This is a genomic window from Pseudomonas benzenivorans, assembly GCF_024397895.1.
GTDB classification, from domain to species: domain Bacteria; phylum Pseudomonadota; class Gammaproteobacteria; order Pseudomonadales; family Pseudomonadaceae; genus Aquipseudomonas; species Aquipseudomonas benzenivorans_A.
On sequence record NZ_CP073346.1, the window covers coordinates 3,013,083 to 3,026,144 of the forward strand.

The 13,062-nt window shown below is 65.3% G+C and carries 11 protein-coding genes; 7 read left to right on the forward strand and 4 right to left on the reverse strand.

From position 1 onward, the window contains the following. Positions 1 to 44: 44 nt before the first annotated feature. From dgcA to KDW96_RS14020, 4 genes are all read right to left on the reverse strand, one after another. Complete coding sequence (gene dgcA / locus KDW96_RS14005) at positions 45 to 2,105, reverse strand: dimethylglycine demethylation protein DgcA (RefSeq protein ID WP_255836868.1); 2,061 nt, start codon at positions 2,103 to 2,105, stop codon at positions 45 to 47. A gap of 15 nt (positions 2,106 to 2,120) precedes the next feature. Then, positions 2,121 to 2,651 (reverse strand): 4-vinyl reductase, encoded by a 531-nt coding sequence (locus tag KDW96_RS14010; protein WP_255836869.1) that lies wholly within the window; start codon positions 2,649 to 2,651, stop codon positions 2,121 to 2,123. Positions 2,652 to 2,730: 79 nt separating this feature from the next. Further along, positions 2,731 to 3,708 (reverse strand): dipeptidase, encoded by a 978-nt coding sequence (locus KDW96_RS14015; RefSeq protein ID WP_208707246.1) that lies wholly within the window; start codon positions 3,706 to 3,708, stop codon positions 2,731 to 2,733. 213 nt (positions 3,709 to 3,921) lie between these two features. Then, positions 3,922 to 4,875, reverse strand: a complete 954-nt coding sequence (locus KDW96_RS14020) for a GlxA family transcriptional regulator (protein ID WP_255836870.1) — start codon at positions 4,873 to 4,875, stop codon at positions 3,922 to 3,924. A 225-nt stretch (positions 4,876 to 5,100) separates the two neighbouring features. Here KDW96_RS14020 and choX point away from each other — a divergent pair, with 225 nt between their 5' ends. The 7 genes from choX to KDW96_RS14055 all read left to right on the forward strand — a co-directional run bounded on the left by choX (position 5,101) and on the right by KDW96_RS14055 (position 12,871). Further along, a complete protein-coding gene (choX, locus tag KDW96_RS14025; RefSeq protein ID WP_255836871.1) occupies positions 5,101 to 6,039 on the forward strand; it encodes a choline ABC transporter substrate-binding protein in 939 nt (312 codons plus the stop codon). Positions 6,040 to 6,114: 75 nt separating this feature from the next. Beyond that, positions 6,115 to 7,002, forward strand: a complete 888-nt coding sequence (gene cdhC / locus KDW96_RS14030) for a 3-dehydrocarnitine:acetyl-CoA trimethylamine transferase CdhC (RefSeq protein ID WP_255836872.1) — start codon at positions 6,115 to 6,117, stop codon at positions 7,000 to 7,002. Positions 7,003 to 7,093: 91 nt separating this feature from the next. Beyond that, entirely contained in the window at positions 7,094 to 8,059 is a 966-nt protein-coding gene (locus tag KDW96_RS14035; protein ID WP_255836874.1) for an L-carnitine dehydrogenase, read from the forward strand. Between the two features lie 80 nt (positions 8,060 to 8,139). Further along, positions 8,140 to 8,922, forward strand: coding sequence for an SDR family oxidoreductase (locus KDW96_RS14040; protein ID WP_255836875.1), 783 nt, complete (start codon positions 8,140 to 8,142; stop codon positions 8,920 to 8,922). Between the two features lie 72 nt (positions 8,923 to 8,994). Then, positions 8,995 to 9,489 (forward strand): thioesterase family protein, encoded by a 495-nt coding sequence (locus KDW96_RS14045; protein ID WP_255836876.1) that lies wholly within the window; start codon positions 8,995 to 8,997, stop codon positions 9,487 to 9,489. 57 nt (positions 9,490 to 9,546) lie between these two features. Continuing rightward, positions 9,547 to 10,734: a gamma-butyrobetaine dioxygenase gene (locus KDW96_RS14050; RefSeq protein WP_255836877.1), complete on the forward strand. Its 1,188-nt coding sequence runs from the start codon at positions 9,547 to 9,549 to the stop codon at positions 10,732 to 10,734. A 463-nt stretch (positions 10,735 to 11,197) separates the two neighbouring features. Further along, positions 11,198 to 12,871, forward strand: a complete 1,674-nt coding sequence (locus KDW96_RS14055) for a BCCT family transporter (RefSeq protein ID WP_255836878.1) — start codon at positions 11,198 to 11,200, stop codon at positions 12,869 to 12,871. The last annotated feature ends 191 nt before the right edge of the window (positions 12,872 to 13,062 follow it).

Here is a 13,062-nt window from a genome sequence, read left to right on the forward strand (position 1 = left end):
ACCCCCGCCCTCTCCCCGGGGGAGAGGGAGTCATGCGTGCAGGTTTAGAAGTCCTTGCACAGGCGCAGTGCGTCGTAGATCGCCGCGTGGGTGTTGCGCTGAGCCACGCAGTCACCGATGCGGAACAGCAGGTAGCCGTCGCCGGCTTCGCTGAGGCACGGCTGCGGCTTGATCGCGAACAGTGCTTCGACGTCGATCTGGCCCTTGTTGCGCGAACCTTCCTTGAGTGCGTAGTAGAGGCTTTCGTCCGGACGCACGCCGTTCTCCACCACCACCTGGTCGACCACACGCTCTTCCTTGGCGCCGGTGTATTCGTTCTCCAGCACTGCCACCAGCTTGTCGCCCTCGCGATAGACCTTTTCCAGCATCATGTCGCCGGTCATGATCACTTCTTTCGGGTACATGCTGCGGTAGAAAGTCGGGAACGAGGTGCCGCCCATGGCCACGCCCGGTTTGATGTCGTCGGTGACGATCTCGACCTGGGCGCCCTTGTCGGCGAGGAAGTCCGCCACCGACATGCCGGTGAACTCGCAGATGGTGTCGTACACCAGCACGTTCTTGCCCGGTGCGACCTTGCCGTCCAGCACGTCCCAGGCGCTCACCACCAGGCCTTCTTCCGAGCCCCAGTGTTCGTTCTGCTCGAGGAACGGATGACCGCCGTTGGCCAGCACGATGATGTCCGCGCGCAGGTCCTGGATGGTCGCCACGTCCGCGGCAGTGCCCAGGCGCAGGTCGACGTTCAGGCGGGCCAGTTCCAGCTGGTACCAGCGGGTGATGCCGGCGATCTGGTCGCGCTGCGGTGCCTTGGAGGCCGTGGTGATCTGCCCGCCCAGCGCATCCTTCTTCTCGAACAGGGTCACGTCGTGGCCACGCTCGGCCGCCACGCGGGCCGCTTCCATACCGGCCGGGCCGCCACCGACGACGACGACCTTGCGCTTGGCGCCGGTGGTCTTCTCGATGATGTGCGGCAACCCCATGTACTCACGGCTGGTCGCGGCGTTCTGGATGCACAGCACGTCCAGACCCTGGTACTGGCGGTCGATGCAGTAGTTGGCGCCGACGCACTGCTTGATCTGGTCGATCTGGCCCATCTTGATCTTGGCGATCAGGTGCGGGTCGGCGATGTGCGCGCGGGTCATGCCGACCATGTCGACGTAGCCGCCTTCCAGGATACGGGTGGCCTGGTTCGGGTCCTTGATGTTCTGCGCGTGCAGCACCGGGACCTTGACCACTTCCTTGATGCCGGCCGCCAGGTGCAGGAAGGGCTCCGGCGGGTAGCTCATGTTCGGGATGACGTTGGCCAGGGTGTTGTGGGTATCGGCGCCAGAACCCACCACGCCGATGAAGTCGAGCAGGCCGGTGTCATCGTAGTACTTGGCGATCTGCTTCATGTCCTCGTGGGACAGGCCGTCCGGGTGGAACTCGTCGCCGGAGATACGCAGGCCCACGCAGAAGTCGTCGCCGACTTCCTTGCGCACGGCCTTGAGCACTTCCAGGCCGAACTTCATGCGGCCCTCGAAGGTGCCGCCCCATTCGTCGGTACGCTTGTTCACGCGCGGCGACCAGAACTGGTCGATCATGTGCTGGTGCACGGCGGACAGCTCGACGCCGTCCAGGCCGCCGGCCTTGGCCCGTCCTGCAGCTTTGGCGAAGTCGCCGATAATGCGCCACATCTCCTCGACCTCGATGGTCTTGCAGGTGGCGCGGTGCACGGGCTCGCGGATGCCGGACGGCGACATCAGGGTCGGCCAGTCGAAACCATCCCAACGCGTGCGACGGCCCATGTGGGTGATCTGGATCATGATCTTGGCACCATGCTTGTGCATGGCGTCGGCCAGATTCTGGAAGTGCGGGATGATCCGGTCGGTGGACAGGTTCACCGAGCTCCACCAGGAATGCGGGCTGTCGATGGAAACCACCGAGGAGCCGCCGCAGATGGCCAGGCCGATGCCGCCCTTGGCCTTCTCTTCGTAATACTTGACGTAGCGCTCGGTGGTCATGCCGCCATCGGTGGCCATGACTTCGGCGTGGGCGGTGGAAACGATACGGTTACGGATGGTCAGTTTGCCGATCTGGATCGGCTGGAACATTGCTTCGAAGGCCATGACTCGTTCCTCGATTTAGAGCGGCTTGACGACGAAAAGACCGTGGTCGTGGCCTTCTTCCGAAGCGCCGTAGACCTGCTCGGCGACGGTGCGGATGCTGCTGCCCTGGGCCTGCAGAATCTGATCCATGGCGCCGGCGAACCAGCCGGTGAACATGTAGTCGACCTTGCGGCCGCACTGGCCGTAGACGTAGACGAAGGCGGAGTGATCCAGGCGCACTTCGCAGGTGCCCTTGTCGAGGTCGATCGACTGGATCTTGAACAGGCCCCAGCCGCGCTGCGACAGGCGCTTCATGTAGTGCTCGAACACCGCAACGCCGGACAGGCCATGGCATTCGGCTTCTTTCTCGCACCAGTGCCAGGCGGACTTGTAGCCGGCCTTGTAGAGGATCTCGGCGTAGGCGTCGGCGCCCAGCACTTCCTCGATGCCGATGTGGTTGTTGACGAAGAAGTGCCGCGGTACGTAGAGCATCGGCAGGGCGTCGGTGGTCCAGACGCCGGTTTCGCTGTCGACTTCGATGGGCATTTCAGGGGCGTGTTTTGCCATGATCTTCAAACTCCAGAATTCGGTGGTCTAGCCCCCTCTCCCGTTGTGGGAGAGGGTCGCGGTAAGTAGAAAGGAGGGCTTATTCGCCCCAGACGTCCTTGAGGACGCGCACCCAGTTTTCGCCCATGACCTTGCGCACGGTGCGCTCCGACATGCCGCGCTTGAGCAGGGTCTCGGTCAGGTTCGGGAACTCGCCGACGGTGCGGATGCCCAGCGGATTGACGATCTTGCCGAAGTTGGTCAGGCGGCGGGCGTAGCCCTTGTCGTGGGTCAGGTATTCGAAGAATTCCTTGCCGTGCCCCTGGGTGAAGTCGGTGCCGATGCCGATGGCGTCTTCGCCGACGATGTTCATCACGTACTCGATGGCTTCGGCGTAGTCGTCGATGGTCGAGTCGATGCCCTTGGCCAGGAAGGGCGCGAACATGGTCACGCCGACGAAGCCGCCGTGGTCGGCGATGAACTTCAGTTCCTCGTCGGACTTGTTGCGTGGGTGCTCCTTCAGGCCGGACGGCAGGCAGTGCGAGTAGCACACCGGCTTCTTCGACTCGAGGATGACTTCCTCGCTGGTCTTGCTGCCGACGTGGGACAGGTCGCACATGATGCCGACACGGTTCATCTCGGCGACGATCTCGCGGCCGAAGCCGGACAGGCCGCCGTCGCGCTCGTAGCAACCGGTGCCGATCAGGTTCTGGGTGTTGTAGCACATCTGCACGATGCCTACGCCGAGCTGCTTGAACACCTCGACATAGCCGATCTGGTCTTCGAACGCGTGGGCGTTCTGGAAGCCGTAGAGGATGCCGGTCTTGCCCTGGGCCTTGGCCGCATGGATGTCGGCGGTGGTGCGCACCGGGATCACCAGGTCGCTGTTCTCGCGAATCAGCTTGTTGCTGGCGGTGATGCTGTTGACGGTGGCCTGGAAGCCCTCCCAGACCGAAACGGTGCAGTTGGCCGCAGTCAGGCCGCCCTTGCGCATGTCTTCGAAGAGTTCACGGTTCCACTTGGCAATAATCAGGCCGTCGATGACGATGCTGTCGGCGTGTACTTCGGCTGGGCTCATCAGGCTGTCCCCTCTTGGTTTAGTGGCGCCTAACCCGCTGTTGGCGCGTTGGGGGCAGCATATTCCTTGGGGGCGGGGGGACCCGATGCAAAAACGACTGGGGTATTGCCGAAAGCGTCAATGCCGTGTCGCGTTCGGATAAGGCGTCGCCAGCGAACAAGGCGGGATCCGCCCGCAGCCGGCGTATTTACTGGCGTCCGCTCGCCGCGGGGCCTATCGCTCGGCGGTCGGTTGCTCGTGGCGGTCCTGGCTGGGGCAGCTGGCGAAGCGCGTGCGGTAGCAACGGGAGAAATAGGACGAGGATTCGAAGCCGCAGGCCAGGCCGACTTCCAGCACGCTGAGGTCGGTCTGGCGCAGCAGCTGGCGGGCCTTGTCCAGGCGCAGGTTGAGGTAGAAGTTCGACGGCGTCTCGTTCAGGTGCTTGCGGAACAGGCGCTCCAGTTGGCGCGGGGTGATCTTCACCAGTTCGGCCAGGGCCTGGGAGCTGAGGGGCTCTTCGCTGTTGCGTTCCATCTCGCCGATCACCTGCACCAGCTTCTTGTTGTGCAGGTCGTAGCGACTGGCGATCTGCATGCGCTGGTGGTCCTGGCGGGTGCGGATGCGGCCCAGGACGAACTGCTCGGATACGTTCAGTGCCAGCTCGGGGCCGTGGTCGCGGCCGATCAGGGTCAGCATCAGGTCCAGGCTCGAGGTGCCGCCGGCGCTGGTGATGCGCCTGCCGTCGATCTCGAACAGCTCCTGGGTCACCTGCAGCAGGGGGTAGCGTTCCTTGAAGGCGTTGATGGCCTCCCAGTGCAGGGTCAGGCGCTCGGTGCCGAACAACCCCGCTTCGGCGAGGACGAAACTGCCGGTGTCGATGCCGCCCAGCACCGCCACCTCGCGCTCGGCGCGGCGCAGCCAGGCGCCCAGCCGGCTGTTGAAGTGCTCAAGGGGGTCGTAGCCGGCGACCACGAACAGGCTGTCGGCGCTGGCCGGCATCTCCAGCGCGCCGTCGACGTTGAGCGACATGCCGCCGCTGCTCTGCACCGCCTCGCCGTCCTGGCTGAGCAGGCGCCAGCGGAACAGCTCGCGGCTGAAGCGGTTGGCCGCGCGCAGCGGTTCGACGGCGGACATCAGGCCCATCATCGAGAAGCCGGGCATCAGCAGGAACTGGAAGGTCTGGGGCATGGGGCGGTTTCGGCGGTTGTCGCCATCAACTAAACGGCAGATCCGGCGCAAGTGCAACTGGCAAAGTCGCTTTGGTTCAACAGCTGGTCGTTCTAGTGCGAATGAGCGGGGGCTTTGCTGGGTAATGATGCGTGCAGCGGCTGATTGCCGCAGGCCGGGGACGCGAAGCCCGGCTTGCAGAACAAGAACGCGGAAGAACCGCAAAGCTCAAAAGAGGGCGCCACCATGAAAAGTCTCAAGCTCGTCGCCGGCTGCTGCCTGGCCACCCTGTTCAGTTCCTCGCTGATGGCCGCCGAGGACGCCAGTTGCCAGACCGTGCGCCTCGGCGCCGTCGGCTGGACCGATGTGGTGGCCACCACCGCCGTCGCCACCGAGCTGCTGCAGAGCCTCGGCTACAAGACCACCGAGACCCAGGCCTCCCAGCAGATCATCTTCTCCGGCATCCAGAAGAAGCAGATCGACGCCTTCCTCGGCTACTGGAAGCCGCTGATGGATGACAACATCCAGCCCTTCCTCGACAAGAACGCGGTCAAGGTCAAGGAGCAGCCGAGCCTGGCCGACGGCATCTCCAGCCTGGCGGTGCCGAGCTACACCGCCGAAGCCGGCCTGAAAACCTACGCCGACATCGCCAAGTTCAAGGACCAGCTGGACGGCAAGATCTACGGCATCGACCCGGGCACCGGCGCCAATACCACCATCCAGAAGATGATCGACAGCAACCAGTTCGGCCTCGGCGGCTTCGAGCTGATCGAGTCGAGCGAGGCGGCCATGCTCGCCGCGGTCGGGCGTGCGGTGAGGAACAACAAGCCGGTGGTGTTCTTCGGCTGGAAGCCGCACCCGATGAACATCAAGATGGACCTGACCTACCTGACGGGTAGCGAGGATGTGTTCGGCGCCGACGAGGGCCTGGCCACCGTGTGGACCGTCACCGCCCCGGACTACGCCCAGCGTTGCCCGAACGTCGACCGCCTGCTGACCAACCTCAAGTTCACCGCGGCCCAGGAAAGCCAACTGATGGAACCGATCATGGCCCGCGAGTCGCCGGACAAGGTCGCCCGCGAGTGGCTCAAGGCCAATCCGCAGGTGGTTGAAACCTTCCTCGAAGGTGTGACCACCCTCGATGGGCAGCCGGCCCTGGCCGCTGTCACCACCAAATTGCAGTAACCCCCTAAAACCAGACTTTCCGTGCGCGCATCGCCGCGCACGGTCCCCTCACGCCCGAATGAAAGGACCAAGAACATGAACTACGAAGTAATCGTGACCTGTGCAGTGACCGGCGCCGGCGACACCGTTGGCAGGAACCCGGCCGTCCCGGTCACCCCGAAGCAGATCGCCGATGCCGCCATCGAGGCGGCCAAGGCCGGCGCCACCGTGGCCCACTGCCACGTCCGTGACCCCAAGACCGGCAAGGGCAGCCGCGATATCGAGCTGTACCGCGAGGTGGTCGAGCGCATCCGCGAAAGCGACACCGACGTGATCATCAACCTCACCGCCGGCATGGGTGGCGACCTGGAAATCGGTCCGGGCGAGCAGCCGATGGAATTCGGCCTCGGCTCCGACCTGGTCGGCCCGCTGACCCGCCTGGCCCACATCGAGGAGCTGCGTCCGGAGATCTGCACCCTTGACTGCGGCACCCTGAACTTCGGCGACGGCGACTACATCTATGTCGCCACCCCGGCGCAGCTGCGGGCCGGCGCCAAGCGCATCACCGAGCTGGGCGTGAAGGCCGAGCTGGAGATCTTCGACACCGGCCACCTGTGGTTCGCCAAGCAGATGATGAAGGAAGGCCTGCTGGACGACCCGATCTTCCAGATCTGCCTGGGCATCCCGTGGGGCGCGCCGGCCGACACCACCACCATGAAGGCCATGGCCGACAACCTGCCGGCGGGCGCCAAGTGGGCCGGCTTCGGCATCGGCCGCATGCAGATGCCGATGGTGGCCCAGGCCATGCTGCTGGGCGGCCACGTGCGGGTCGGCCTGGAAGACAACATCTGGCTGGACAAGGGCGTGTACGCCACCAACGGCACCCTGGTCGAACGCGCCATCGAGATCATCCAGCGCATGGGCGGCCGTGCTCTGACTCCGGCCGAGGGCCGCGCCAAGATGGGCCTCAAGCCGCGCGGCTGAGGCGCCGTCACCCACTCGCGGCCCGGAACGTCACCGGGCCCGATCGAATCCCCACCCCGGACGCTGTCCGGGTAACCCTGCAGGTACCATCATGGGCTTTGTCACCGAACTGAAAACCTTCGCCGCCCTCGGCACCGGCGTCATCGGCGCCGGCTGGATCGCCCGCGCCCTGGCCCACGGCCTCGACGTGGTCGCCTGGGACCCGGCACCGGGCGCCGAAGAGGCCCTGCGCGGGCGCATCGCCAACGCCTGGCCGGCCCTGGAGCAGAAGGGCCTGGCGCCCGGCGCCTCGCCCGAGCGCCTGCGCTTCGTCGCCACCATCGAAGAGTGCGTGAAGGACGCCGACTTCATCCAGGAAAGCGCCCCCGAGCGCCTCGAGCTCAAGTGTGAGCTGCACGCCAAGATCAGCGCCGCCGCGCGCCCGGACGTGATCATCGGCTCGAGCACTTCTGGGCTGCTGCCCAGCGAGTTCTACGCCGACGCCAGCCATCCCGAGCGCTGCGTGGTCGGCCACCCCTTCAACCCGGTCTACCTGTTGCCGCTGGTGGAAGTGGTCGGTGGCCAGCACACCGCGCCCGAGGCCGTGCAGGCGGCCATCCAGATCTACACCGCGCTGGGCATGCGCCCGCTGCACGTGCGCAAGGAAGTCCCCGGCTTCATCGCCGACCGCCTGCTCGAGGCGCTGTGGCGCGAGTCGCTGCACCTGGTCAATGACGGCGTGGCCACCACCGGCGAGATCGACGACGCCATCCGTTTCGGCGCCGGCCTGCGCTGGTCGTTCATGGGCAGCTTCCTGACCTACACCCTGGCCGGCGGCAACGCCGGCATGCGCCACTTCATGTCGCAGTTCGGCCCGGCTCTGAAGCTGCCCTGGACCTACCTGGAGGCCCCGGAGCTGACCGACGAGCTGATCGACAGCGTGGTGGACGGCACCGCGGTGCAGCAGGGCGAGCGCAGCATCGCCGAGCTGGAGCGCTATCGTGACGACTGCCTGATGGCGGTGATGGACGCGATCAAGGCCACCAAGGCCAAGCACGGCTTCGACTTCGCCGACTGAGGTACTGGTCCCTGGCCCTGGCCGGGGACCATCCGCCCGGCGGCAGACCACCACAACAATAATTCGAGGAAGAGCGCGCCATGTTCGACGATCTACAACAGCAGCGAGTGATGATCAGTGCCGGTGCTTCGGGCATCGGCCGGGCCACGGCCCTGGCATTTCTGGCCGCCGGCGCCCGCGTGCACGTTTGCGACGTCAATGCCGAGGCGCTCGAGGCCCTGCTCGGCGAGCACCCGGCGCTCTGTGGCTCGCTCGTCGATATTGGCGACGAGGCCGAGGTCCACCGCTGGTTCGCCGAGGCCCAGGCCGTGCTCGGCGGTCTCGACGTGCTGGTCAACAATGCCGGCATCGCCGGTCCGGCCGGACATCTCGAGGGCCTGGAAAGCGAGGCCTGGCGCGCCACCTTCGACGTCAACCTGCACTCCACCTTCTACTGCTGCAAGCAGGCCCTGCCGCTGATGAAGGCGGCGGGCAGTGGTTCGATCATCAATATTTCCTCCACCGCCGGAATCATGGGCTATCCCCTGCGCACGCCCTATGCGGCGGCCAAGTGGGCGGTGACCGGCCTGTCCAAGTCGCTGGCCATGGAAGTCGGCGACCATGGCATCCGGGTCAACGCCATCTGCCCGGGATCGATCAGCGGCGCGCGCATGGACGGCGTCATCGCGCGCGAAGCCAAGGCCAGCGGCAAGAGCGAAGAAGCGGTGCGCGCGGCCTACGTCAGCCAGTGCTCGCTGAAGACCTTTATCGACCCCGAGGATATCGCCGCCATGATCCTGTTCCTCAGCTCCAAAGCCGGCGCCAAGATCACCGGCCAGGCCCTGAGCGTCGACGGCGATACCCATACCCTGGCCAACGCCTGACCCAGGCGCCGGCAATGACCCACTAATCACGGGGCGGGAGCAGAACAGGCGCCCGCCCGAGGAAGCAAACCGATGTCCAGTGCGCAACCCCTGACCGCCTACCAGACCGCGATCCTCCCCGAGTGGGTGGACTACAACGGTCACCTGCGCGACGCCTTCTACCTGCTGATCTTCAGCTACGCCACCGACGCCCTGATGGATCACCTGGGCCTCGACGAGGCCGGGCGGGCGCGCACCGGCCACACCCTGTACACCCTGGAGTGCCACCTGAACTTCCTCGACGAGGTCAAGCTGGGTGAGCAGGTCGAGGTGCGCACCCAGTTGCTCGCCCAGGACCGCAAGCGCCTGCACATCCATCACAGCCTGCACCGTCCGGGCGTCGCGGCCTCGCTGGCGGAAAGCGAGCAGATGCTGATGAACATCGACACCGTCAGCGGCCGTTCGGCGCCTTTCGACGATCAGGTGATGCAGCAGGTGCTGGCGCTGGCCGAGGCCCATCGCGGCCTGGCGCAGCCGGCCTGCGTCGGCAGCGCCATCGGCCTGCCGCCCGTGCGGGCCCAGGCCTAGCCCGTCGGCGTCCGCTAACCATCACAACGCTTGTCCGCATCCCGCAAGGAGATCGCAATGAACGCTGTAGATACTGCCCTGGAAAACCCGCCGATCGCCGATTGGCGCAGCTACCCGGTCAGCGCCGATCTGGTCGAGGTGAAAGCCGCGGCGGACGCGCTGGAGACGGTCTGGAGCGACGGTCGCGTCAGTCCCTTCCACCATCAGTGGCTGCGCGACAACTGCTCCTGCAGCAAGTGCGTATACAGCGTGACCCGCGAGCAGCTGTTCGAGATCGTCGATGTGCCGGAGCAGCTGCACCCGCAGCGCACCCGCATCGACGAGCAGGGCCACCTGCTGATCGACTGGCAGGATGGCCATCACAGCCGCTTTCACCCCGGCTGGTTGCGGGCCCACGCCTATGACGAGGCCTCGCGCGCCGAGCGTCGCGCCCAGCGCCCGCACAGCCGCCTGTGGGGCGCCGAGATGAACGAGCAGCTGCCGCAGTTCGACTACCAGGCGGTAATGACGGATGACAGTGCGTTGCTGCACTGGCTGGTGGCGGTGCGCGACATCGGCCTGACCCAGCTGCTCGGCGTGCCGACCAGCGAGGACGTGCTGCCGACCCTGGCCAAGCGCATCTCCTTCATTCGCGAGAGCAACTTCGGGGTGCTGTTCGACGTGCAGTCCAAGGCCGATGCCGACAGCAACGCCTACACCTCCTTCAACCTGCCGCTGCACACCGACCTGCCGACCCGCGAGCTGGAGCCCGGGCTGCAGTTCCTGCATTGCCTGGTCAACGACGCCACGGGCGGGGAGAGCGTGTTCGTCGACGGCTTCGCCGTTGCCGAAGCGCTGCACCAGGAGGCGCCCGAACTGTTCCGCACCCTGTGCGACACCCCGATCGAATTCCGTAACAAGAGCCGCACCAGCGACTACCGCTGCCTGGCGCCGATCATCGCCCTGGACGCCCATGGGGCGGTCAGCGAGATTCGCATGGGCAACTTCCTCAAGGGCCCGTTCGATGCGCCGGTCGAGCGCATGGCGGCGCTGTACAGCGCCTACCGGCGCTTCATCGAGATGACCCGCGAACCGCGCTTCCGTGTGCAGCGCCGGCTGGAGGCCGGGCAGCTGTGGTGTTTCGACAACCGCCGCACCCTGCATGCCCGCACCGAGTTCGATCCGACCAGCGGCGCCCGGCACTTCAAGGGCTGCTACGTCGACCGCGACGAACTGCTGTCACGCATTCATGTACTGCAGCGCTGATTACGGCGTCGGGAGAGCTGATTACGACCTGTTTCCGGGCGGTTGGAAAATACGGCGTATCCTCCTGGCGCAGTCATAAATTTAATGGGGGCATAGGCGGTTTTTTTATTGCTTCCTGTGGCGTTGCATCTTCATAACAATCCAGTTCGTATCGTTTTGTGTGTTATCCGTCTGCCGCCCTGCGCGACCTCGCAAGCGGGGCAGGTTGAGCAAGACCCGCCAGGACAGGCAGACGCTGTAAAGAATCAATGCCGCTCAGGCGTCAGTCGCAGGGTAAACAGCCTTGCACGACAGGCCAGGGCGGCAGACGAATACCGCAGGAGTCGAACGACTGCTGGGGTGCAAGGCCCGGCGCCAGGAAGCGCCACCGCTATACGCAGGTTTTCTTCGGTACGCCGAGGAAGTGGCGACAGGCACGACAACTACAACAATGAGCTACGACTCCACCCGGGAGATCAAGAAAATGTCGAGAGTCAAAGAGCAGTTCGGTGGCGCCCCTGGCACCACCGTGTTCAAAGAAGAGTTGCTGGCCCAGTCGGGGCTCTTCAAAGGTATGCACAAGGGCATGACCATCGTGTCGGCGGTGCTGGTACTGGCCTTCGTGCTGTTCTCCGGCTTCAACACCGAGTTGGCCGGCAAGTTGTTCGGCGCCACCCGCAGCTGGATCGAAGGCATCTTCGGCTGGTACTACCTGGTGGCCATGGTGTTCTTCATCGCGGTCTGTTTCACGCTGGTGTTCACCCGTTTTGGCAGCGTGCGCCTGGGTGACGACAACAGCCGCCCGGACTTCAGCAATTTCGCCTGGTTCTCCATGCTGTTCTCCGCCGGTATCGGCATCGGCATCCTGTTCTTCGGCGTGGCCGAGCCGATCTTCTACCTGGACAACAGCGGCGCCTTCGGCTACCCGAACAACCCCTACGCCGACATGGCCGGCGCCACTGCGGTGGGCCATGAGCGTGCCGTGGACGCCCTGCGGGTGACCTACTTCCACTGGGGCTTCCATGGCTGGGCGGTGTACGCCATCGTCGGCCTGTCGCTGGCCTACTTCGCCTACCGCAAGAAGCTGCCGCTGGCCCTGCGCTCGGCGCTGCATCCCTTCATCGGCGACCGCATCTACGGCCCGATCGGCCACATCGTCGACATGTTCGGCGTGCTGGGCTGCGTCTTCGGCATCGCCACCTCCCTGGGCCTGGGCGTCAGCCAGATGGCCGTGGGCATGGAGCGTCTGATCGGCGTGGACCCGGGTACCACCACCCAACTGGTGCTGATCGCCCTGATCTCCGTGGTCTCGATCCTTTCGGCGCTGTCCGGTGTGGGCCGCGGCATCAAGATCCTCTCCGAGTGGAACATCATCATCTCCGCCCTGGTCGTCGCCTTCTTCCTGTTCGGCGGGCCGACCGCCTGGCTGGTGAGCATGTTCGGTGAGTCGTTCGGCAGCTACCTGATCAACTTCCTGCCGATGGGCCTGTGGTTCCCCGAGGAAGAAGGCCCGGCAGCCTGGCAGAATGGCTGGACCGTGTTCTACTGGGGCTGGTGGCTGGCGTGGGCTCCGTTCGTGGGCCTGTTCATCGCCCGCATCTCCCGTGGCCGTACCCTGCGTGAGTTCGTCATTGGCGTGCTCTGCGTACCGACCTTCATCATCTTCATCTGGCTGGGCATCTTCGGTGGTTCGGCGCTGTATCAGGAGCTGAACGCCGCAGGCGGCGCCGGCACCGGCGAGCTGGTCAAGCTGGTCACCGAGTGGAATCTGCCGGCCGCGCTGTTCACCGCCGCCGACGGCATCGCCGGCTCCGGCGTGATGGGCTGGATCCTGTCGGCCATGCTGGTGTTCCTGCTGCTCAGCTGGTTCGTCACCTCCTCCGACTCCGGCACCCTGGTGCTGACCACCATCCTGTCCCTGGGTAACGAGGAGCCGCCGAAGATCTTCCGCATCTTCTGGGGCGTGGTGATCGGCTTCGTCGCCGCGGTACTGCTGGTCGCCGGTGGCCTCAGTGCGCTGCAGACGGCCAACATCGCCGCCGCCCTGCCGCTCAGCGTGGTCATCCTGCTGATGACCCTGGGTGTGCTCAAGTCGCTGATCATGGACTCGAGCGAAGTGTCCGAGACGCCAAGCTCGGTGCAGGCGGACAACGCCTAAGCGCTGCGGGCTGTACGCTGTATGACAAGGGCTGCCTCAGGGCGGCCCTTGTCGTTTCGGCACTTCCCCTGTTTCTCGCGCGAGCTGCTCAGGGCCACCCGCAGCCGGTCTATCTCCTCCCCTCGTTGGCCGGAACAACCTCGGCGTACCGTCCAGGGACAGCGCCTAAAACGGCGCTTAAAGCCCGGCAG